The sequence below is a fragment of the Proteiniphilum sp. UBA1028 genome (genome assembly GCF_002316955.1).
Taxonomy (GTDB): Bacteria; Bacteroidota; Bacteroidia; order Bacteroidales; family Dysgonomonadaceae; genus Proteiniphilum.
In genome coordinates, this window is the sequence record NZ_DCEN01000044.1 from 4,848 (window position 1) to 27,028 (window position 22,181).

Consider the following 22,181-nt stretch of genomic DNA (forward strand, 5'->3'; position numbering starts at 1 on the left):
ATCCCGCTGTCCGAGCCGCTGTTTGGGTTTCACGTCGATGCACTGCCCTCTGTGCGGGTAATCCGTCGTTCCGGGGCAGAGCATACCATCCGGGAAGAAGATCGGTATGCAGCCCGATTTCAGAGTTGTTCAAAACGAATGATCATTGCCGGTCAACTGCCGCCCAAGAATGATGTATCGGGCCTGTTGGACAAACTTACCAGGGAGCACGGGGTGGTAGTGCTGACCGATCAGCTCTCCAACATCACCGCTGGAAACACTTCCCGTTTCGATGTAGTACTTCGTACTGCATCGGAGGAAGAACTGCAGGAATTGACGCCCGAGCTGGTGATCACCCTGGGCGGACACGTTGTCTCAAAGCGGCTGAAACAGTATATCCGTGCTGCCACCATCCGGGAACACTGGCACATTTCTCCTTCCGGAGAGATCACCGACACCTTTCAACAGGTGACCGATATTGTGTATAGTGACCCCGAAACATTCCTGCGTTATCTGGCGGGAACAAAGACCGATATTGCATCCACAACATATGCGACCCGGTGGGAAAAAGCCTGTCAACCTGTTACAGAGCCCGATGCGTCCTACTCCGATCTCTTTGCGGCTGGTCTACTTTTGAAAAACCTGCCAGACAATGCTTCGCTGCATCTGGCCAACAGCCACAGCGTTTACCTGTCGCAGCTGTTCGACATTCCCTCCTCGGTACATCGTTTTTGCAACCGGGGAACCAACGGCATCGAGGGCTCGCTCTCCACGGCTGTAGGGTATGCCGCTGCTTCAGGGCGGCTTACCTTCCTACTGACTGGCGACTTGAGCTTCTTCTACGACATGAACGGGCTCTGGAACCGGCACTTGTCGCCCAACCTGCGCATCCTGCTGAACAACAATGGAGGAGGAGGCATCTTTCACACCCTTCCTGGACTCAACGAATCAGAAGCGTTGCCCGGTTACATCTCGGCCACTCATACGACCTCTGCAAAGGGGTGGACAAAGCAACTGGGAATTCACTACCTTTCTGCCCACAATGCAGAAGAGCTGCAGCAACAATTGTCGTTATTCGTGAACCACGAAGGGAGACAGCCTGTTTTACTGGAGGTATTTACCTCGATGGAGGGGAACCAAAAGCAGATCGCGTCCTATTACCAACAACAAAAAAATAACAAAAATGATACAGAGAGAATGGACAACCATCAAAGGATATGAAGATATCCTGTTTGATTTTTATAACGGCATCGCCCGCATCACCATCAACCGCCCCCGTTACCGCAACGCATTCACGCCGACAACGACCAGTGAAATGAGCGACGCCCTGCGTCTCTGCCGCGAAATGGAGGAGGTGAGCGTGATCGTCCTTACCGGCGCCGGCGACAAGGCATTTTGCTCGGGTGGCGACCAGAACGTGAAGGGAAAAGGGGGATACATCGGTAAAGACGGGGTGCCGCGCCTCAACGTACTGGATGTGCAGAAGCAGATCCGATCCATCCCCAAACCGGTGATCGCCATGGTGAATGGCTATGCCATCGGCGGGGGACACGTGCTACACGTTGTGTGCGACCTGACCATCGCCTCCGACAATGCCATATTCGGGCAGACGGGTCCCCGCGTAGGCAGCTTCGACGCCGGATTTGGCTCCTCCTATCTGGCCCGCATTGTGGGACAGAAGAAAGCACGGGAGATCTGGTTCCTCTGCCGCCAATACAGCGCACAGGAGGCACTGGAGATGGGGCTGGTGAACAAGGTGGTCTCTTACGACCGCCTCGAGGACGAGGTAGTGGAGTGGGCCGAGACGATGATGCAGCACAGCCCCCTTGCACTTCGCATGATCAAGGCGGGTCTCAATGCAGAACTGGACGGACAGGCTGGCATTCAGGAACTGGCCGGTGATGCCACCATGCTCTATTACCTGACCGACGAAGCCCAGGAGGGCAAGCAGGCATTTCTGGAGAAGCGAAAACCCGACTTCAAAAAGTTTCCGAAACTACCCTGAAAAGTGTATCCATGTTCCGGATTGAGATCATTCCCTACACACTACGGTTCAAACAACCTGCCGGTACCTCGCGCGGCGTCTACCACGAGCATCGGATATGGTATGTGCTGCTACGTGACGTCGAGGATCCCTCGCACGTGGGCATCGGCGAGTGTGCACCCTTGCCGGACCTGAGCTGCGACTACAGTGACCGGTATGCCGAAACACTCAGTGACTATTGCCGGCTCACGGAGCAGGAACAGCAAATCAACACTGAATTGCTCCGTGAGCATTCCTCCATCCTGTTCGGGTTGGAGACGGCCATGCTTCATTACAGGCAGCGTTCATGGCAACTTTGGGATACCCCTTTCAGTAGGGGTGAAACAGGGATCACCATCAATGGCTTGATCTGGATGGGTGAGTTCCGGGAGATGATGCAACAGATTGAGGCGAAACTTGAAAAAGGTTTTGGCTGTATCAAACTGAAGATCGGGGCGATTGATTTTGAAAAGGAGCTGGCACTGTTGCGTTTTATCCGTAGTCACTATTCTGCCAGGGAGGTGGAACTGCGCGTGGATGCCAACGGTGCATTTGCTCCTGAGGAGGCATTGGAAAAGCTTCACCGGCTGGCCGAGCTGAAGATACACTCCATCGAACAGCCCATCCGGGCGGGACAATGGGATGAGATGAGCCGGTTATGCGGTTCGTCACCCCTGTCCATCGCGCTGGACGAAGAACTGATCGGCATCCACAATTTTACCGAAAAGAGAGCACTGCTGGATGCCATCCGACCACAATATATCATCCTAAAGCCCTCGCTGCACGGTGGCATCAGTGGCTGTAACGAATGGGTCGCGCTGGCAAACGAGCTGGAGATCGGCTGGTGGGTCACCTCCGCCCTTGAATCAAATATCGGTCTCAACAGCATCGCACAGTGGTGTGCCACCCTAGACACTCCCGTACCGCAGGGCCTCGGCACCGGCTCACTTTATTACAACAACCTCCCCCTACCGCTGGAAATCAGGGGTGACTGTTTATGGTTCAACCCATCGGGCACCTTTCCCGACAAACCCCTGCAGGAGTATGAGCCATATCACGATTGAGGGTGTCCGCTATCACCAGGAAGAGTTTTTGGATGAGGCTCTCCCACTGTTTGCCGCACAATCGCCCTTCCACCGTCAGCTGGCTTTCTTCCTGAAAGAGTGGTACTCTCCCTCCCCGCTGCTTATCCTGTACACATCGGGCTCTACCGGCAAACCCAAAAAGATCACCGTCCACAAGGAGCAGATGCTGCAAAGTGCAGCGATCACCTGTGATTTTTTGGGATTGAAAGAGGGCAGCACAGCACTGCTTTGCCTGCCACTGGAGTACATAGCCGGGAAGATGATGGTGGTGCGTTCCCTTTATGCCGGACTGAACCTGGTGATAGCGGAGCCCTCCGGACATCCGCTGGCAAATATCTCCGAACAGGTGGATTTTACCGCAATGGTGCCGCTGCAGGTGTACAACTCCCTCCAAAGGGAAGAGGAGAAAAAAAGGCTCACGCGAATCGGAAGACTGATCGTCGGCGGAGGTGCCATCGACCCACAGCTGGAAGAGGCACTGAACGATTTCCCCAACGCCATCTATTCCACCTACGGCATGACCGAGACAGTATCGCACATCGCGTTGCGCAGAATCAACGGTGCAGAGGCAAACAACTACTACACCCCCCTGCAGGACGTAGGCGTGACGCTGTCGGAAGAAGGCACCTTGGTGATCGTTGCCCCCCGGGTGGCTACCGGGCCCGTGATTACCAATGATATCGCGGAAATCCGTGCCGACAGTACTTTTCGCATTCTCGGGAGAAAAGACAATGTAATCAATACAGGAGGTATCAAGGTGCAGATTGAGGAGATGGAGGAGTCGTTACGTCCCTATGTGAAGGAAAACTTTGCAATCACCTCGCTACCTCATCCGAAATTGGGTGAGGCTATCGTACTCATTATAGAGGCAGCTACCGATTACGCTGCCATCCAGGAGGCAGTAAAAAAGGTTCTTCCCCGCTATCAGCAGCCGAGATATATCCTCACTGTAGAGGCTGTTCCCCAAACAGGCAGCGGCAAAACCGACCGTGTAGCCACAAAAAAACTGGCGATGGAGAAACTCCTGTCGCCAGATTCAGTATAATGTTTGCCTTAGCAAATAAAGAAAATATCACTCATTTTTCTTTCGGGGACGACGCAACGTTAACTCCTTCTTCTCATTGCCTCCTTTCCTGCGACCGGCGAAAGGTGCATCCCCCTTACCGGAGTAGTCCTTCTTTTTAAAATCGCGGGGTTGATTACTTTCTCCGAAAGATCGTTTCGCGGGTTTATGTGCAGCATCAAAGGAGCGTTTTACTGATTTACCCTCCGCATCAAAAGAACGTCTGTGGGAAGTATTTTCTGCATCATACGAACGTCTGGGGAACTTCTTCTCGCCGTCGAAGGAACGTCCGGCAGGCCGGTTCCCGGCGTCAAAACGGCGTCCCGGCCTACTTTCCGTGTCGACACGACGTCCGGGCAACCTGCTGCTGCCTCCGCGCGACGCATCATCCTCCGCTTGTTCGTCTCTCTTTGAGCGACGATAACCTTCTCTGGAGTTTCGCTCAGCCAGGTATTCATTACGTCTGCGCTTGTCGGAATCGGCATTGCTTCTGGGATGTTCCCGTCGTTTCCCGGAAAAAATCTCATACTCACGCATCTCACATTCCAGCGCTCCGTTATACAGAAAAAAACGGCGATTGTGCTTTAACCCGATGGCATCGAACGACTCTTTCCGGTAGCTCAGAATATACGCAGTAAAGCCGGTAAAAACATGCTTCAGCCGCTCACCGATCATCGCGTAAAGTTCCTCCAGCTCCTCCACTTTCAGTCGTTCCCCATACGGGGGGTTGGTAATGAGCACCCCTCCCGAAGCAGGGGCTTCATTATATTGCTGAAACGATTTTACACTCAGGTCAATATGTTTTTTTAATCCTGCATTTTTGATATTCTTCTCGGCAATTGCGATTGCCTGGGGAGAGATATCGGAACCAATGATACGATGCTTTAACTCACGTGCACCCGAGTCATCGTTATAGATGGTGCTGAACAACTCTTCGTCGAAATCCTTCCATTTTTCAAAGGCAAAGTGCTGGCGGTGAATACCCGGAGGTATGCCCAGGGCAATCATTGCTGCTTCAATAAGCAAGGTGCCCGAACCGCACATAGGATCAACAAATGCACATTCACCCCTCCAGCCCGACTTCAGGATCATGCCTGCAGCAAGCACCTCACTCAGGGGTGCTTCCGTCTGCGCCACCCTGTAACCTCGTTTGTGGAGAGATTCTCCTGAACTATCCAGCGAAAGGGTACATTTGTTGTGTGATATGTGGATGTTGAAAACGATATCCGGATTGGTCAGGCTTACCGATGGACGCTTGTCGTATTTCTCGGTAAACCAGTCGGAGATAGCATCCTTCACCCGGTATGCCACAAACTTGGAATGATTGAAGATGTGCGAAAAAACGACGGCATCAATCGAAAAAGTGTCGCCAAGGGAAAGATAGTCTTCCCAATTCACCTGTTTCACTGCTTCGTAAACCTCATCGGCATTCTCTGCCTTAAAATGATAAATTGGCTTTAAGATGCGCAGAGCCGTCCTGCAGTGCAGGTTGGCCTTGTACATCAGTGCCTTGTTTCCGGTAAACGAAACCATCCGGGTGCCTATCTCCACGTTGTCGGCTCCCAGCGCGATCAACTCTTCAGCCAACACATCTTCCAGTTCTGCCATGGTTTTGGCAATCATTGGAAATTGTTCATTGCGGCCTGCATTTCCATCACTCTGAGATAAGCCCGCCAGGCTTAAGCTCTCTTCATTCTCATCACGAAATCGTTCGTTTTCGGTCATTCTTTTTCAACTAAATAAGAGTACAAAGATAGTGTTTTTATATTTCACTGTTTTATCTTTATCTTCTTCTCTTTCGATTCATTTCCGAATGCATCCAGCGCGGTTACCACGTACGTATATTTCACCTCACCTCCCTCGTATGGCAGCACAAAAAAATTTTCGGGCGTTACGCAGAGTATATACTCTGCCCGTCTAATATCTACTTTCTCGTTATGGCGAAAACGATACACCACAAACTTTTGCGGAGCTTCGGGGTTCATCGGTTTTCGATCATGTTCCCAGGTGAGGAAGTGCATATCTTCTGTAAACACTTCGGTAAGTTTTTTTACGGTGCCGGGACGGCCGTCATGCATGTGTGTATAGGCGGGTACCAACGCTTTGGCACGGTGGATATCTGTTTTCAGTATGTTGGCCACTCCCTGGAAATTATCCAGGATCTGATAGCCGTACCAATAGCAATTTCCGTTCACAAAAGCCATTTCCCGGGACTGCTGGATTTTGGTTTGAAGTTCATTTTTGTCGATGCTCCGCTTCAGGTCCTGACCGATGTAAAGATGTTGCTGGAAATTATTGTTGTTCCACCAGTGCAGCAACGTGGTGTAATCGGCTGCAGCATGTCCGATCTCCCAGTAAAGCTGCGGTAGGTTGTAATCTATCCACCCCTTCTCCACCCACAACCGGATGTCGGCGTAAAGGTCGTCGTAGTTCTGCAGTCCGTTGGTATCACTCCCTCCGGGATCACTCCGCTTGTTACGATAAATACCGAATGGACTGATACCAAACCGCACCCAAGGTTTGGTCCCCGCAATGGTATATTTAATTTGTTGTATCAGCAGGTTTACATTGTTGCGCCGCCAGTCGCCACGTTGCGCCGGAGAGAATCCTTGGGATGCAGCATGGGTGTTAAAACTATTATCATCCGGAAAGGGAGTCCCCGCAATGGGATACGGGTAAAAGTAGTCGTCCATATGAATAGCATCCACCTCGTAACGCGTAACGATGTCGCGCACCACCTCGCAGATAAAACTCCGGTTCTCCGGCAGCCCGGGATCAAAGAAAAGCTGGTTTCCATACTGAACAAAACGATCAGGCTGCCTCCAGTATATATGACTGGAGGCCAGACTATTTTCCATACTGGTCTTCACTCGGTAAGGGTTGAGCCAGGCGTGCAGCTCCATTCCCCGCCGGTGACACTCTTCGATGAGGAAAGCAAGCGGATCGAAAGAGGGGTCGTCGGGTGCCTTCCCTTGCTCACCAGTGAGAAAACGGCTCCAAGGTTCCAGTTCCGATTTATAAAAAGCATCTGCCTCGGGACGTATCTGAAAGATGACCGCGTTGATTCCTGCCTCGTCGAGCTTACGGATCATCTCACTCAGGTAGTGTCTCATAGCGGCACTATTCATCTGGCGGTAACGTGACTGCCCCACCGTCTGTATCCATACACCCCGAAACTCACGTTTGGGTATGGCATCGGGTTGCCGCGTAAGCATTTTTTTTGAAGAGCTGCAAGCCGCAAAAAGAAGAAATGTCAAAACGACAAGAAATAACCAAGTTACTTTGTTCATATGTTATACAGGATGGAATACTTCAAGGGATAAAGATATAATCATCGTTTCCGAGCAACTGCTCTGTCGGTGGTTGTTTCGGATAAACAACAATACGGCTGAAGTGAGGAAACCGGCTCTCCAATCGACCGGGCAAGCTCTCCAATACCGGGATATGAGAAATATAGCCGCTATGAGCTGAAATAAGGATGATCAAATCATCTTTTCTGATCTGATCTCCACAGGACAAGGGATTGTCCCAATCCTCAAATGGCTGAAAAATGAAATTACCCGTTTTTTTCAGGCCTGAGATAATCTCTTGCGTATCAGGATGGCCCAAATGATACACAGGAATTGAAAGCTCAGAGGAGAGTTTTGATACTTTGCTTACCCACATGGCAAAGCCCTCCTCTTTTTCTGCCTGAGGAGGTGATATGACGACAATCCGCTTGTGGCTAATCAGTCTTTGCTCTACGTGACACACCCACAGATTCTTATCCACATACTTAATAATCTGTTCGATTTTCTCTCCCAGCAGCTTGTCCAATATACCGGCTTTGCCAGGCCAGCCAAGGATCACCAAATCGGTCATCGTTTCACGGGCTATTCTTGTGATACCGTCTGCGGAATTGTGATCGATGGTCGTGATGATATCTACATTCACCTCTGCCGCCTTTGCGGTAGAAACAAATTCCTGCAGCTTTTTTCTGAAGTTGACGATATTCTTTTCTGCCTCCTTATTGTTAGGCACTACCCCCAACAATGAAATGGGATTGACCGATTTCTTATCCTTCAGCAATAAGGCGAGATGCACGTGATAACCGATATTGGTCGGATTGGCAATAGGTACCAGGATCTTCTCCTCCGCAAAATGTCCCATTGAGGAAGGTGACAGCGGTGCATTTTCTTCGCTGATGGCAATCTCCCGTGCCGATCGCTGTGTAAAGACAGAAGCCACAATGCAAGTGAGCAGGATAAGGATGATTGTCCCATTCAGAATATATTCATCCAGAATACCGGCTCTGTACCCAACCAAAATGATAGCCAGTGTGGCTGCCGCATGTGAACTGCTCAGCCCGAAGATGAGCGTTCTCTGGGTAACCGAATATCGGAATGTCTTTTGGGTAGCCAGCGCGGCAAACCATTTTCCAGCCAACGCCACAATGGTAAGAGTGAGAGCCACAATCAGGGTACGTGGGCCATTGAGAACGACCGAAATATCCACCAGCATGCCGACCGATACCAGGAAGATGGGAATGAAAAGGGCATTTCCAAAAAACTCAATGCGGTTCATCAACGCCGAAGAGTGTGGTATCAACTTGTTCAAAGCCAGCCCCGCGGCGAATGCTCCAATAATTGGTTCAATACCACCCAGCTCTACTAAAAAGCCGGCAGAGAAAACGACAAACAACACAAAGATAAAATTGGAATATTTTTCGGATTCGGCTTTTTGGAAGAACCATTTGGCAATACGCGGAGTAACGATGAAGATAATCAGAGAAAAGATAATCAGCGATATCACAAGCTTCAAAAGAAAACCGATATCGAGGCCGCCATCACTGTTGGAAAGCACCAGTGCCAGTATGATCAACACTGCCGTATCGGTGAGGATCGTGCCGCCTACCGTGATTGCCACTGCCTGGTTGCGTGCTATTCCCAGACGGCTGACAATGGGATAAGCAACGAGTGTATGGGTAGAGAACATGCTTGCTGTGAGAAAGCTGGCGTTCACATCGTATCCCAAAAAATAATAACATACCGGATAGCCTATCAGCATGGGAATAATGAATGTATAAAGACCAAAGGTCAGGCTTTTGTTCCGATGATGGACAAACTCACCCAAATCGAGTTCCAATCCTACAATAAACATGATATAGAGCAACCCGATTGTTGAAAATATCTCAACTCCTCCATGCGTGTTATCGATCCAGTTCAGGCCGAAGGGACCAATGATTACGCCTGCCAGGATCAATCCGATAATACTGGGCACATTGAAGCGCTTCAGAAGTATCGGGGCAACAAGCACAACAAACAATAGAATGGTGAATATCAATACCGGATTGGTAAACGGTAGCGTAAACTCATGTTGTAATTCTGTGATAAAATCTGCCATTGGGTTACTTTGTTGATTCCGGAACAGAGTTCTCGCATTAAGATAGCTGCTGTCAACGACAAAAATAAACAAATAATTTGACTTATTTGACATTGGCATCTTTTTTGGCGCCGCTAAAGTAGTTATCTTTGCAGGTTATATATCGCGGTATGAGCAATCAGAAGAAAATCGAAATAAAGGGTGCGCGCGTCAACAATCTCAAAAACATCGACGTAGAAATTCCCCGAAACACTTTCACAGTAATCACCGGCCTCTCAGGCTCGGGAAAATCATCTCTGGCTTTCGACACCCTCTACGCCGAAGGTCAGCGCCGGTATGTGGAGAGCCTGTCGGCCTATGCAAGACAGTTTTTAGGGCGGATGAACAAGCCGGAGTGTGATTATATCAAGGGCATACCGCCGGCGATTGCCATCGAACAAAAAACCACCTCCCGCAATCCGCGCTCCACGGTGGGCACCTCCACCGAAATATACGAATACCTAAGGCTCCTCTATGCCCGCATCGGAAAAACTCTCTCTCCCGTCACCGGCAAAGAGGTGAAAAGACATTATGTACACGATGTAGTGGAAAAGATGCATGAGTACAGGGAGGGGACACGCCTTGCCGTTTTGTCATCCATACAGTTACGAAACAACCGCGACCTGCGTGAGCAACTTGAGATTCTGCTGAAGGAGGGGTTTACCCGTGTAGATGTAGGGGAACAGTTTTACCGGATAGACGAGCTGCTGGAACAAAAAAGCCTCCCTCCTGCAAACGAAGTGTTGCTGGTCATAGACCGTCTCTCCTGTTCTTCCGACAAGGCTACTGTCAACCGGTTATCAGACTCGGTGGAGACTGCCTTTCTGGAGGGAAGCGGCGAATGTACCATCCGTTTCTGGGGAGAAAGCGGCATGGAGTCGTTTGTCTTTTCCAACCGCTTCGAAGCCGACGGCATCACCTTCGAAGAACCCTCAGAGCTGATGTTCAACTTCAACAGTCCGGTGGGTGCCTGCCCCAAATGTGAGGGATTCGGGAAGATCATCGGCATCGACGAAAACCTGGTGATTCCCGACAAGAGCCTTTCTGTTCAGGAAGAGTGTGTACAGTGCTGGAAGGGAGAGAAGATGAGCGAATGGAGGCGGGAGTTTGTACAAAATGCCTATAAAGCCGACTTCCCGATACATCGCGCCTATTACGATCTGACAGATCAGGAAAGAGACATCCTCTGGAACGGGCGCCACGACCTGGACATCTACGGTATCAATGATTTCTTTGGGATGCTCGAAAAGAACCTCTACAAGATTCAGTACCGGGTCATGCTGGCACGCTATCGTGGCAAGACCGAATGCAATGTATGCAAGGGTGCGCGACTAAAGCCCGAGGCGCTCTACGTGAAAATTGGCGGAAAATCTGTCTCAGAACTCGTCCTGATGCCTGTAACAGAGCTGAAACTATTTTTCGACCGGCTACAGCTGGACGGGAACGATGCCGCCATTGCCGAGCGGCTGCTCACGGAGATTCACAACCGGCTACAGTTCCTGACCGATGTGGGACTCGGCTACCTTACACTCAACCGGCTTTCGAATACCCTCTCCGGCGGCGAGAGTCAGCGCATCAACCTGGTCTCCTCCCTAGGGAGCAGCCTGGTAGGATCGCTTTACATCCTCGACGAACCCAGCATCGGGTTACATTCACGCGACACACACCTGCTCATCCATGTGCTGCGGGAGCTGCAAAGTCTGGGCAATACGGTTGTGGTGGTGGAGCATGACGAAGAGATTATTCGTGCGGCGGATTACATCATTGACATCGGTCCCAAAGCGGGACGACTGGGAGGAGAGCTGATGTATCAGGGAAATATAGCGAATCTGGAACTGAACAGCAACAGCTATACCGTCAAATACCTTACCGGCGAAGAGCAGATAGAAATCCCCCGAACACGGCGCAAATGGAACAACTATATCGAGGTAAAGGGTGCCCGCCAAAACAATCTTAAGAACATAGACGTAAAGTTCCCGCTGCACGTGATGACGGTGGTCACAGGCGTGAGCGGCTCCGGGAAATCATCGCTCGTGAACGATGTGTTTTACAATGCACTGCAACATCACTACAAAGGTTCAGCCTTAGAGCGTGCCGAATTTAACAGCATCACAGGCGACATTAAACTGATGAAAGGGGTGGAATATGTAGACCAGAACCCCATTGGCAAGTCGTCCCGTTCCAACCCGGTCACTTACCTGAAAGCATTCGACGAAATCAGGAAACTTTTTGCAGCACAGCCACTGGCGAAACAGATGGACTTTACCCCGGCTTATTTCTCCTTTAACGTGGAGGGCGGCCGCTGCGAAGAATGCAAAGGCGAAGGGACCATCACCGTGGAGATGCAGTTCATGGCCGACATCCAACTGGAGTGTGAATCGTGTCACGGAAAACGATTCTCGCCGGAAGTGCTTGAGATTGAATACAGGGGACTTACCATTTACGACATCCTGGAGATGACGGTGAACCAGGCAATTGAGTTCTTTGCCGGTCAAAAAGGTGCTGCAGAGAAAAAAATTGTTAAAAGGATTCAGCCATTACAGGATGTGGGGTTGGGATACCTTAAGCTGGGGCAAGCTTCCTCCACCCTCTCGGGCGGCGAAAATCAACGCGTGAAACTAGCTTACTATCTGGGCGAGGAGAAAACTCAGCCCACCATTTTCATATTCGACGAGCCGACCACGGGATTGCATTTTCACGATATCAGAACCTTGCTTAAAGCATTTGATGCCCTGATAGAGAGGGGGCATACGGTCATCATTATTGAACACAACATGGAAGTGATCAAATGTGCCGACCACATCATCGACATCGGCCCAGAGGGTGGAAATGCAGGGGGCTATCTGGTATGTGAAGGCACGCCTGAGGAGATTGTCCGGTGTGAGCAATCTCATACAGGCCGTTTTCTGAAGGATAAACTGGTTTAGTTTAAGTTTCGTAAGACCCAATAAACAATGATTACAATGAAGATCGTCATAGCCGACCATCTTCCAAAAAAGAGACTTTTCAGCCGGGAGTGCCGTTTTCTTCTGTCAAAATATTCCAGATAAATCCCCAGAAACAGATACGGCACCACCAGCACCATAAAGGCATTGTACCTCCACGCAGCGCCGATCTTGAAATGCAACAAACTGTGAATGGCCCTTTGAGAGCCGCACCCGGGACATTCATAGCCGGTGAAAAGCAAAAAAGGACATTTGGGGAACAAAAGTTCAGCTTCCGGATCGAACCGATAAAAGAGTATCAAAACTGCCACAAAGATGATACTCACGATAACACTTAAGGTAATTTTTGCTCCTTTATTCACGGGAAACAGAATAAACGTCAAAAATTATACCCGCTTGCATTGTTCTCAATAATTTTTTCCATGTATTGGGGCATGTTGCCGGTAGACATTACGGTAATCCACAAAACGGCGGCAATAATACCGATAATGAAAGCCGCAAGGGTCCACCTCCTGGCCGAGCGGGCAGCAGCCTCCGCTTCCGTGTACCTGCCGTTGAAATACAACACATCTACTTTTGCAGCGTATACAATCCCTGCGATACCGAAAGGCACACAACAGCACAATGTGACCACAATTGACTGCCAAAGCCAGTTATTCGGCTTTAACGGCGGAATTTCCTCCACTGCTTCTGCCTTTTGCTCCGGAACCGGAGGAGGGGTAAAATATTGATCTTCCATTTTTGAATGATTAGGTCGTGATAAATTCCTCAAAGCCTGCCAACGATCCCACAAAAACAACAAAAAGAATGACGATGATCGTGATAAACAGTACCCAACCAATGGCAATCCACATGGCAATTTTGGTCCATTTTTCCGCTGAACGGGAAGATTCGGCTGCTGCACTGTAATCGCCTCTGTTATAAAATGACTCAACCTGAGCTGCATATACGATTGCAATAATCCCGAGCAGGTTCAAAAAGCTGCTGCAAAAGACAAAAGGCAATATGGTCACCAGGATAGACTCCACGAGCCAGGTTTTTGGCATAGGCTGGAGTATTTCCGCAGCATAAGGAGCTGACGGACGTGAATACCGGGGATCATGGTCTGTTCCTGCCGTCTGGTAGCTACCGGAAACATTTGTAAAAAGAAACCGCAATTCATCCACCTCTTCGGCACGTTTCCACTGCTCCATGCCCTGGGTCCACACCAGCGTATCTCTTCTCACGCGTTCCTGTCGAAGCTCTTCCGGAGAGAATGTTCCCTTCTGCTTTCCTTCCGTGTCGATGTAAAAGTAGCGGTTCATATATTTGAATTTATTGGTAATCTTCGGGTTCTATTCGTAATATCCGGATAACCCGTCCATCTTTATCCTGATAAACATACTCGATAACGACGCGGTTCTCTTTGAAAGTTCCTAACTGTGGATTGGAGGAAAACTCATGCCTGATGCTTTCTACAAGAGATTGAGACATCTGCTGAACCAACGAGTCGGGATGGGAGGTATTGAGTACACTATAACGATAGCGGAAAACATTATCTTTCGTAACTGAAGCTTCTTCAAACCGGGTATATCTGTCGAGCATAACAGGAGTCGATTCATTCAGCTCTGCCGCCATCTCGCTCAGTTTCCGGTGTAATGCCTTGTTGCCCGTATCACATTGTACCAGTAACAAAGAAAAGAAGATCACCGAGAGTGTAAAGAATGTTTTTCGCATACGTACAATTATCGTTTTACAAATGTAAAAAAGTTTATGGTCTGCCGAAAATAATTATGGTTAATTTTAGCATGAGTCTTGTACAGCCTTCTTTTCACCTATTAGTAGCAGATATGCTGTAGATGAATAGCTTTAACAGCATCCGGGGAATTAAAATTGGCAGAATGTCTCTCGACATCCTGCCAAACATGTTAACCTTAAATCTAATACTATTATGAAAAAACCACGCGACAAATATAAAAAAGAAATTAAATTTCACCAAATAATTTCAATAAAAAAACATAAAAGATTTATTTTTGTCAAATTGAAAGTTTTCTCAAACAACCGGCAACCCCATCCCCGTAATTTTACGATATAAATCGAGAGCATAGACATCGGTCATGCCGGATACATAATCTACCACCGCTTGAATCTTGCCGTACATACTGGGGGAATCGATTTCATATTGTTCGGGAACTCTGTTTAGAAGCAATCTGGAATAAGCATGATCCGGATTTTGTATCGCCTTTGTGAAGACCTCCAGTAAAAAACCAATGATTCGATAACCTGCAAGCTCTACATCCAACACTTCCTTAGACCGATAAATGTATTGATAGGCAAATCGGGAACAGGCCTGAAAAGCCGTTGCCGCTGCCGGGGATACACGATCAATGAGCGAACCGGCAAACACTCCCGAAAGAATTTCCTCTTCGTGTGCAAGAAATAGCCGGGAACATTCGTCCACAAGCAACCCTATCACACCGGCACGCAGGTAAGCAATCTGTTCATTCACATCGGACACAAGCTTCAATGTATCCACTCGTCGCTGCCGACGTTCCGGCTCAAAAAAACCGAGCAGCAGCTTCATGGCATTTTCGGTAGAGATCAGATGCAGCTTGTGTGCATCTTCAATATCCATCACCTGATAACAAATATCATCAGCAGCCTCAACCAGATAAACCAGGGGGTAGCGAACATACCTCAACGGGTTATCCTGCAGTTTCGTAATACCGAGATTGCTAGCAATGATCCGGTAATCATCTTCTTCCGAGGCAAAAAAACCAAATTTATTTTTTCCACCGCTTAACATCGATGAATAGGGATACTTTACAATGGAGGCCAGCGTGGAATAGGTCATGGCGAAACCACCCTTCCTCCTCCCCTTGAACTGATGCATGAGCAGGCGAATCGCGTTGGCATTCCCTTCAAAGGAGGTAAAATCAGTCCATCGGCCCCCATCCTTCTCAATTACCGTTCGGAGATAACTCCCTGCACCTTCGGAAAAAAAGGTGGAAATGGCTTTTTCACCGGAATGACCGTAGGGGGGGTTGCCTAGATCATGCGCCAGACAAGCTGCGGACACGATTGACCCGATCTCTTCGAAGTAAGCTTCTGAATCAGGATGCCTTGCGCGCAACAAACGCCCCACATTTTCTCCCAGAGAACGGCCCACACTCGCCACCTCCAAGCTATGTGTCAACCTGTTATGAACAAACACGCTTCCCGGAAGCGGAAATACCTGCGTTTTATTCTGAAGGCGGCGGAAAGGAGATGAGAAGATCAGCCTGTCGTAATCACGCTGATACTCCGTCCGTTCGTGCTTCGTGGCATGGGTATACTGTTCCATGCCGAAGCGTTCTGCAGATAATAGCTGTACCCAATTCATTTTTATGATTCTTTGTTGAACAAAGATAACACAATTTTTAAGAGAAGATATCGTCCTAAAATAATCGAATCTCCACAAATAAACGTAAATTTGTATCTTAATTACAGAAAGGTTCATCAATGACGGACATTATAAAACACGAATGCGGTATCGCCGTGATCCGCCTTCTCAAACCCCTCGACTATTACTACAACAAATACGGATCATGGCAGTATGGGCTGGACAAGCTCTACCTGCTCATGGAAAAACAACACAACCGCGGCCAGGAGGGAGCCGGGTTGGGCGCAGTGAAGCTGGAGGCATCCCCCGGCAATGAGTATATTTTCAGGGAAAGGGCAATGGGATCCGGCGCCATATCAGAAATATTTTCCAAAGTGCATGAATCATTTCAGAAATTCACGCCGGAGCAGTTGCGCGATATCGAATTTGTAAAAAAGACAGTACCTTACGCGGCCGAGCTTTTCATTGGCCACCTACGATACAGCACTACCGGGAAGAGCGGGCTGACCTATGTGCATCCGCTGTTGCGTCGTAACAACTGGGCTTCAAGAAGCCTTGCCCTGGCGGGCAACTTCAACATGACCAACGTGGACGAGATGTTTCAGCAGCTTATTGCTGAGGGACAACATCCGCGGGATTATGCCGATACTTTTGTGATGCTGGAATCAATAGGCCATTATCTCGACCGCGAGGTGCAGTACCAGTACGATCACCTGGAAAAAAACCACGTCAGCGGACAAGAGGCAAGCCACGTGATCGAAGAAAAACTTGACATTCCCTTCCTGCTGAAAAGGGCCTCTAAAATATGGGACGGAGGGTATGCCCTCTGCGGACTCGTGGGTTGTGGCGACGCTTTTGCCCTGCGTGATCCCTGGGGTATCCGGAGCGCTTTTTATTACTACGACGATGAGGTGGCCGTGGTGGCTTCAGAACGGCCGGTCATCCAAACAGCCTTTAATTTGAAAAAAGAGGAGGTACATGAGCTACAGCCGGGAGAGGCCATCGTGGTGAAAAAAAATGGACATATCGGCCTGCACCAGATCCAGGAAAGAAAAGAGAAGATCACCCCTTGTTCTTTCGAGCGGATCTACTTCTCCCGCGGCTCGGACTACGACATCTACCGGGAGCGAAAGAAGCTGGGAGAGTTGCTCGTGCCCAAAATTATCGAAGCCATCGACGATGATTTCGACAACACAGTATTCTCTTTCATCCCCAATACGGCTGAAGTGGCCTATTACGGAATGCTACAGGGTTTGGAGGATTATTTTAACCACAAAAAAACATCGACCATCCTGGAAAAGGGAAACAGCTTGAGCAAGGAGGAGATCGATCAGATCCTTTCCAGACGTGTTCGTTCGGAGAAAGTAGCAATCAAAGACATCAAACTTCGCACCTTCATTGCTCAGGGTAACAAAAGAAACGACCTCGCCGCACACGTCTACGATGTCACGTACGGATCACTCCGCAGAGGGAAGGACAATCTGGTCATCATCGACGACAGCATCGTACGCGGAACGACGCTCAAACAGAGCATTATCAAGATACTGGACAGGCTCGACCCAAAAAAGATCGTCATTGTCTCCTCTTCGCCTCAGATCCGATATCCCGATTGTTACGGCATAGACATGTCGCGCATGAGTGAATTTATTGCATTCCGTGCTGCCATTGCCCTTTTGAAAGAGCGCGGAATGCAGCATATTATCGACGAGACCTACGAAAAGTCGGTCGCGCAAAGCCGCAAAAGCAAAGAAGAGATCGTCAATTACGTGAAAGATATCTACGCACCCTTTACCGACGAAGAGATATCGACCAAGATAGCACAAATGCTCACATCGTCCGACATCAAAGCCGAAGTAAAAATTGTCTTCCAAAGCATTGAAGACCTGCACAAAGCATGTCCCGGCAACCAGGGAGACTGGTATTTTTCCGGCAACTACCCCACCCCGGGCGGAAACAGACTGGTGAACAACGCGTTTATAAATTACGTTGAAGGACAAGAGGGCCTTCCTCATCAATATTCACTGAATTTCTAAACAGAAAGGATGATTGAACGGGTAATTATTTTAGAGAATGTGGATCCGGTTATTTTCTTCGGGATTAACAACAACAATATTCAATTGTTGAAAACGTTATTCCCCAAATTGCGCATCGTGGCACGGGGAAATGTGATCAAGGTGGTTGGCGAAGAGGAAGAGCTGGTCGCATTTGAAGAAAAAATTCACGAACTTGAAAAGTTCAGCATCGAAATGAACGTGCTGAAAGAGAGCGACATCCTTGACATCGTAAAGGGGAAGGCTCCGACTGTAATAAACGTGGATAACCTCATCATTCACGGATTAAACGGGAAACCCATCCTGGCCCGTACTGCCAACCAAAAGAAGCTGACAGAGGCATTCGATATGAACGACATGGTCTTTGCCATAGGGCCGGCAGGATCGGGCAAGACCTATACAGCAATAGCCCTTGCCGTACGTGCATTGAAAACAAAACAGGTGCGGAAGATCATTCTTAGCCGCCCTGCCGTGGAGGCCGGCGAGAAACTGGGATTCCTTCCCGGCGATATGAAAGAGAAGATTGATCCCTATCTGCAGCCGCTCTACGATGCATTGGAGGATATGATCCCACCCCTGAAACTGAAGGAGTACATTGAAAATAAAATCATCCAGATAGCTCCATTGGCATTCATGCGCGGACGAACGCTCAACGATGCGGTGATCATCCTCGATGAGGCACAAAACACCACCAAACCCCAGATTAAAATGTTCCTTACAAGACTGGGAATAAACGGAAAAATGATTATCACCGGAGATATTACGCAAGTGGATTTGCCCAATTCGCAACCATCGGGACTGATTCATGCCATGAGGATGCTGCGTCATATCAAAGGCATTGCCACAGTGGAGTTCAACAAGAAAGATATCGTGCGCCACAAGCTGGTACAACGGATTGTGGAGGCATATGAGGAAGAGGAAAAGCAAGCGAATCATCCGATCAATTTATCATAAAAATCAACAAATCAATTCATATGGATACGCTGACAAAAACAAATTATCATTTTGCAGGACAGACTCAGGTCTACCACGGAAAAGTACGTGATGTGTACAGCATTGGGGACGACACGCTGGTAATGATTGCCACAGACCGAATTTCGGCATTCGATGTGGTGTTGCCGAAAGGAATTCCTTACAAAGGTCAGGTATTAAATCAGATCGCAGCGAAATTTCTGGATGCTACGGCCGACATCGTACCAAACTGGAAAAAAGCATCGCCTGACCCGATGGTCACTGTAGGAGTACGTTGCGAGCCCTATAAGGTGGAGATGGTCATTCGCGGCTACATAACCGGTAGTGCCTGGCGTGAATACCAGAAGGGAGCACGCCTACTCTGCGGGTTACCGCTGCCCGAGGGACTACGTGAAAACCAGCGGTTCGAAACTCCGCTAATCACCCCCACCACCAAAGCAGACGAGGGACACGACGAAAACATCTCCAGGGAAGAGATTATTGCTCAGGGACTGGTGAGCAAGGAGGAGTATGAACAGCTGGAGCAATACACCTATGCCCTCTTCAAACGAGGCACCGAGATGGCTGCAGAGAAAGGCCTGATCCTCGTGGATACCAAGTATGAGTTTGGGAAAAAAGAGGGGCAGATTTATCTCATCGATGAGATCCACACCCCCGACTCGTCTCGTTATTTTTATTGCGACGGATATGCGGAGCGCTTTGAGAAAGGGGAAGAACAAAAACAGCTGTCGAAAGAATTTGTACGCAAATGGCTGATGGATAATGGATTCAAAGGACAGACAGGGCAGCAGATCCCCGTAATGACTGACGAGTACTGCCGCAGCGTTTCCGAACGGTACATCGAACTTTACGAGAAGATTGTGGGAGAAAAATTTGTAAAAGCCGACGCAGCCGATCTGGAAGCGCGTATCGAGAAGAATATCACAGAATATCTGAAGAAAGAACATCCATAAATGAGCTATAAAGTTGAAAAGGTCAATCCCTACGACTCCGATCGGCCAAAAAATGAACAGGTAATCAGAATGTTCAATGAGATTGCGCCCAATTACGACAGGCTGAATGGCACACTCTCGCTAGGAATCGATAATTACTGGCGTAGAGATGCGTTGAAGGAACTCCGAAAATACCACCCCCGACATATCCTGGATATTGCGACCGGAACGGGAGATTTTGCCATTCTTGCGCAGCAGATTCTGCGTCCTGACAAGATTTCTGCCGTGGATATCTCCGACGGCATGATGGAAATTGGCAAAGAGAAAGTAAAGAAAAGAGGGCTGGAAAAGATTATCTCGTTTGAGAATCAGGACTGCTCGACCATGACTTTCCCGGATAACAGCTACGATGCCGCCACGGTGGCATTCGGGGTACGCAACTTCGAGAATATCGACCAAAGTTTTCAGGAGGTGCTTCGCGTGTTGAAGCCGGGTGGTGTTTTTCTCTTTATTGAACTTACCACCCCCGGAAAGACTCCTATAAAAGAACTATACGCCACCTATACAAAATACGTGATGCCTTTTTTGTCGGGTTTGTTTGCTACCGAACAACGCGCATATAGATACCTACCTGCTTCAATTGCTGCATTTCCGCAGGGGAGGGAAATGATGTTGATTCTGAGAAAGAACGGATTTACAAATATCAGGCTCAGAAGGTACACGATGGGCATCAGCACGTTGTATATTGCTGAGAAACCTGTAAAATGATTTCGTAGACAACCGAATAAAATATGAAGACTTACGGACTGATTGGATTTCCGCTTAAGCACTCCTTCTCCGCACAGTTTTTTGCAGAAAAATTCGAGAGAGAGAGGATTGATGCCGAATATCTGAATTTTGAAATAGAAGATATTCACGAAATACGCCGGGTTATTCTCTTTCATCAGCACCTGAAAGGACTGAATGTGACCATCCCCTACAAAGAAAAGGTAATTCCTTTTCTGCATGATATTTCCCCCGAAGCAAAAAAAATTGGAGCTGTAAACGTAATCAGGGTCGACCGGAAACCGGGCGACATGTATTTTTACCAACTGACCGGTTACAATACCGATTATATTGGCTTTCGGGATTCACTCTGCCCCCTGCTAAACCCCGCTGTTCACCGCAAAGCCCTGATCCTGGGCACCGGTGGAGCATCGAAGGCGGTAGCACAAGCCCTTCGGGATCTGGGCATAGAATGGCGTTATGTATCCCGTTCTGCAGGAAAAGACAAACTCACTTATGACGCATTGTCCCGGGAAATGTTATCAACGCATCTCTTAATCGTGAACGCTTCACCGGTCGGCACTTTTCCTCATGTTGACGCATGTCCTGACATCCCTTATCAGTATCTCGGTTCAAATCATCTGCTGTACGATCTTGTGTACAATCCCGAAGAATCATTATTCCTGAAAAAAGGGCGAACACAGGGTGCCACCACTAAAAACGGCAGGGAGATGCTGGAGATACAAGCCCGCACAGCCTGGAAAATATGGAATTCCTGAATTTACCTGTACTCAAAGAGACAATCGGAAAGCGACCAATAGAAAAAAACGCCCTCCTACATGTCACATGCAAAGAGGGCGAAAGAAACTCCTTAGTTATTGATTGAAGTATAGTTAACTAAGTAATATATAGAGGTGCGAAAGTGTAGTTTGTTCCTATAATAACATGGGAGCCTCTGTAGTGTTTTGTGGAGCTGCTTCCGGAGTTATTTCCTTTCCTTCATCATCGAAATAAACGGTCTTTACCGACTGATTTTCCTTATCTGTTGCAGTAACCTTCGTTATTTTCTTCTCTGCATGATACTGCAACGCGTTAATGTCATATTTATCGATGAGCTTACGGACAGCCTGCTGTACTTTTTCATTCAGGTCTTCGAACTTGACGTTTGCGAATCCGTCTTCTTTTTGTTGCGTTGCCTCAAAGACTTCTACTGAAGGAGTTTCTCCCTGTCTGTTTTTTTCAGCGGCCTCGGCTTTATGTTGCGATGCCGGTACTTCGTTGCCTTCCGCATCGAGATAAACTTTCTTTGTGGATTGGTCATCTTTCTTAATCAGCATTACCTTCGTAAGCTGTTTGCTCGCATTAAACTTCAATGATTTGACATCATATTCGGCGCTTAGTGCATTAACAGATGCCTGTACTGCCGGATTCAGCGAGTCCAACTGCACTTCCACGTATCCATTATCGTCGTCCATTACTATATTAACTGCAGATACTTCATTGGCTGCATTGACCTGTTGCACACTTGCTGTTGTAATCACAGCTCCCATCAGAGCAATTGATAAAATAACTTTTTTCATAATGATAAACTTTAAATGATTTGCC

The 22,181-nt window shown here is 48.5% G+C and carries 19 protein-coding genes; 10 read left to right on the forward strand and 9 right to left on the reverse strand.

Features of this window, described 5'->3' with window-relative positions:
- The 4 genes from B3Z75_RS07670 to B3Z75_RS07685 form a co-directional block, all read left to right on the forward strand.
- Positions 1–1,200 (forward strand): 2-succinyl-5-enolpyruvyl-6-hydroxy-3-cyclohexene-1-carboxylate synthase (locus B3Z75_RS07670; protein ID WP_294069560.1); only part of this gene is annotated, 1,200 nt, incomplete at its 5' end.
- A complete protein-coding gene (gene menB, locus B3Z75_RS07675) occupies positions 1,163–1,984 on the forward strand; it encodes a 1,4-dihydroxy-2-naphthoyl-CoA synthase (RefSeq protein ID WP_294069562.1) in 822 nt (273 codons plus the stop codon). The genes B3Z75_RS07670 and menB, both read left to right, overlap by 38 nt.
- 11 nt (positions 1,985–1,995) lie before the next feature.
- Positions 1,996–3,066: an o-succinylbenzoate synthase gene (locus tag B3Z75_RS07680; protein ID WP_294069565.1), complete on the forward strand. Its 1,071-nt coding sequence runs from the start codon at positions 1,996–1,998 to the stop codon at positions 3,064–3,066.
- Positions 3,047–4,132: an AMP-binding protein gene (locus B3Z75_RS07685; RefSeq protein WP_294069568.1), complete on the forward strand. Its 1,086-nt coding sequence runs from the start codon at positions 3,047–3,049 to the stop codon at positions 4,130–4,132. Before B3Z75_RS07680 ends, B3Z75_RS07685 begins: the two co-directional genes overlap by 20 nt.
- 27 nt (positions 4,133–4,159) lie before the next feature.
- On the opposite strand, the gene B3Z75_RS07690 is transcribed toward B3Z75_RS07685, so the two are convergent.
- From B3Z75_RS07690 to B3Z75_RS07700, 3 genes are all read right to left on the reverse strand, one after another.
- Entirely contained in the window at positions 4,160–5,773 is a 1,614-nt protein-coding gene (locus B3Z75_RS07690; protein ID WP_294069640.1) for a THUMP domain-containing protein, read from the reverse strand.
- Between the two features lie 146 nt (positions 5,774–5,919).
- Positions 5,920–7,440: a glycoside hydrolase family 10 protein gene (locus tag B3Z75_RS07695; RefSeq protein ID WP_294069571.1), complete on the reverse strand. Its 1,521-nt coding sequence runs from the start codon at positions 7,438–7,440 to the stop codon at positions 5,920–5,922.
- Between the two features lie 22 nt (positions 7,441–7,462).
- Positions 7,463–9,532: a cation:proton antiporter gene (locus B3Z75_RS07700; RefSeq protein ID WP_294069574.1), complete on the reverse strand. Its 2,070-nt coding sequence runs from the start codon at positions 9,530–9,532 to the stop codon at positions 7,463–7,465.
- Positions 9,533–9,681: 149 nt separating this feature from the next.
- On the opposite strand from B3Z75_RS07700, the gene uvrA reads away from it, so the two are divergent.
- Positions 9,682–12,477: an excinuclease ABC subunit UvrA gene (gene uvrA, locus B3Z75_RS07705; protein ID WP_294069577.1), complete on the forward strand. Its 2,796-nt coding sequence runs from the start codon at positions 9,682–9,684 to the stop codon at positions 12,475–12,477.
- On the opposite strand, the gene B3Z75_RS07710 is transcribed toward uvrA, so the two are convergent.
- The 5 genes from B3Z75_RS07710 to dgt form a co-directional block, all read right to left on the reverse strand.
- On the reverse strand, positions 12,474–12,857 hold the full coding sequence (locus B3Z75_RS07710) for a DUF2752 domain-containing protein (protein ID WP_349676032.1): 384 nt from the start codon (positions 12,855–12,857) through the stop codon (positions 12,474–12,476). The two genes, uvrA and B3Z75_RS07710, sit on opposite strands and share 4 nt — an antisense overlap.
- 17 nt (positions 12,858–12,874) lie before the next feature.
- Positions 12,875–13,234, reverse strand: coding sequence for a CD225/dispanin family protein (locus B3Z75_RS07715; RefSeq protein WP_294069580.1), 360 nt, complete (start codon positions 13,232–13,234; stop codon positions 12,875–12,877).
- Between the two features lie 10 nt (positions 13,235–13,244).
- A complete protein-coding gene (locus B3Z75_RS07720; protein WP_294069583.1) occupies positions 13,245–13,799 on the reverse strand; it encodes a GYF domain-containing protein in 555 nt (184 codons plus the stop codon).
- Between the two features lie 10 nt (positions 13,800–13,809).
- Complete coding sequence (locus tag B3Z75_RS07725) at positions 13,810–14,211, reverse strand: hypothetical protein (RefSeq protein ID WP_294069586.1); 402 nt, start codon at positions 14,209–14,211, stop codon at positions 13,810–13,812.
- 316 nt (positions 14,212–14,527) lie between these two features.
- Positions 14,528–15,856, reverse strand: coding sequence for a dGTP triphosphohydrolase (gene dgt / locus B3Z75_RS07730; RefSeq protein WP_294069589.1), 1,329 nt, complete (start codon positions 15,854–15,856; stop codon positions 14,528–14,530).
- A 119-nt stretch (positions 15,857–15,975) separates the two neighbouring features.
- Between dgt and B3Z75_RS07735 the strand changes: the two genes are divergently transcribed.
- The 5 genes from B3Z75_RS07735 to B3Z75_RS07755 are packed head-to-tail and all read left to right on the forward strand — an operon-like array spanning position 15,976 to position 21,355.
- Positions 15,976–17,889 (forward strand): amidophosphoribosyltransferase, encoded by a 1,914-nt coding sequence (locus B3Z75_RS07735; RefSeq protein ID WP_294069592.1) that lies wholly within the window; start codon positions 15,976–15,978, stop codon positions 17,887–17,889.
- Between the two features lie 9 nt (positions 17,890–17,898).
- Complete coding sequence (locus tag B3Z75_RS07740; RefSeq protein WP_294069595.1) at positions 17,899–18,861, forward strand: PhoH family protein; 963 nt, start codon at positions 17,899–17,901, stop codon at positions 18,859–18,861.
- Positions 18,862–18,881: 20 nt separating this feature from the next.
- Complete coding sequence (locus tag B3Z75_RS07745) at positions 18,882–19,832, forward strand: phosphoribosylaminoimidazolesuccinocarboxamide synthase (protein WP_294069598.1); 951 nt, start codon at positions 18,882–18,884, stop codon at positions 19,830–19,832.
- The gene (gene ubiE / locus B3Z75_RS07750; RefSeq protein ID WP_294069601.1) at positions 19,833–20,579 is read left to right on the forward strand and encodes a bifunctional demethylmenaquinone methyltransferase/2-methoxy-6-polyprenyl-1,4-benzoquinol methylase UbiE; all 747 of its coding nucleotides are present in this window, start codon (positions 19,833–19,835) and stop codon (positions 20,577–20,579) included.
- A 23-nt stretch (positions 20,580–20,602) separates the two neighbouring features.
- The gene (locus B3Z75_RS07755; protein WP_294069604.1) at positions 20,603–21,355 is read left to right on the forward strand and encodes a shikimate dehydrogenase family protein; all 753 of its coding nucleotides are present in this window, start codon (positions 20,603–20,605) and stop codon (positions 21,353–21,355) included.
- 156 nt (positions 21,356–21,511) lie between these two features.
- On the opposite strand, the gene B3Z75_RS07760 is transcribed toward B3Z75_RS07755, so the two are convergent.
- Positions 21,512–22,181: hypothetical protein (locus tag B3Z75_RS07760; RefSeq protein WP_294069612.1), on the reverse strand; the 670-nt coding region annotated here is incomplete at its 5' end.

What these genes read in the sequence shown, in the direction of transcription:
- B3Z75_RS07685 (WP_294069568.1), top strand. Translation starts at nt 3,047, where the DNA reads ATGAGCCATATCACGATTGAGGGTGTCCGCTATCACCAGGAAGAGTTT.
- B3Z75_RS07755 (WP_294069604.1), top strand. Translation starts at nt 20,603, where the DNA reads ATGAAGACTTACGGACTGATTGGATTTCCGCTTAAGCACTCCTTCTCC.
- B3Z75_RS07745 (WP_294069598.1), top strand. Translation starts at nt 18,882, where the DNA reads ATGGATACGCTGACAAAAACAAATTATCATTTTGCAGGACAGACTCAG.
- B3Z75_RS07680 (WP_294069565.1), top strand. Translation starts at nt 1,996, where the DNA reads ATGTTCCGGATTGAGATCATTCCCTACACACTACGGTTCAAACAACCT.
- B3Z75_RS07700 (WP_294069574.1), bottom strand. Translation starts at nt 9,532, where the DNA reads ATGGCAGATTTTATCACAGAATTACAACATGAGTTTACGCTACCGTTT.
- B3Z75_RS07735 (WP_294069592.1), top strand. Translation starts at nt 15,976, where the DNA reads ATGACGGACATTATAAAACACGAATGCGGTATCGCCGTGATCCGCCTT.
- dgt (WP_294069589.1), bottom strand. Translation starts at nt 15,856, where the DNA reads ATGAATTGGGTACAGCTATTATCTGCAGAACGCTTCGGCATGGAACAG.
- B3Z75_RS07720 (WP_294069583.1), bottom strand. Translation starts at nt 13,799, where the DNA reads ATGAACCGCTACTTTTACATCGACACGGAAGGAAAGCAGAAGGGAACA.
- menB (WP_294069562.1), top strand. Translation starts at nt 1,163, where the DNA reads ATGATACAGAGAGAATGGACAACCATCAAAGGATATGAAGATATCCTG.
- B3Z75_RS07740 (WP_294069595.1), top strand. Translation starts at nt 17,899, where the DNA reads ATGATTGAACGGGTAATTATTTTAGAGAATGTGGATCCGGTTATTTTC.
- B3Z75_RS07725 (WP_294069586.1), bottom strand. Translation starts at nt 14,211, where the DNA reads ATGCGAAAAACATTCTTTACACTCTCGGTGATCTTCTTTTCTTTGTTA.
- B3Z75_RS07715 (WP_294069580.1), bottom strand. Translation starts at nt 13,234, where the DNA reads ATGGAAGATCAATATTTTACCCCTCCTCCGGTTCCGGAGCAAAAGGCA.
- ubiE (WP_294069601.1), top strand. Translation starts at nt 19,833, where the DNA reads ATGAGCTATAAAGTTGAAAAGGTCAATCCCTACGACTCCGATCGGCCA.
- uvrA (WP_294069577.1), top strand. Translation starts at nt 9,682, where the DNA reads ATGAGCAATCAGAAGAAAATCGAAATAAAGGGTGCGCGCGTCAACAAT.
- B3Z75_RS07690 (WP_294069640.1), bottom strand. Translation starts at nt 5,773, where the DNA reads ATGATTGCCAAAACCATGGCAGAACTGGAAGATGTGTTGGCTGAAGAG.
- B3Z75_RS07695 (WP_294069571.1), bottom strand. Translation starts at nt 7,440, where the DNA reads ATGAACAAAGTAACTTGGTTATTTCTTGTCGTTTTGACATTTCTTCTT.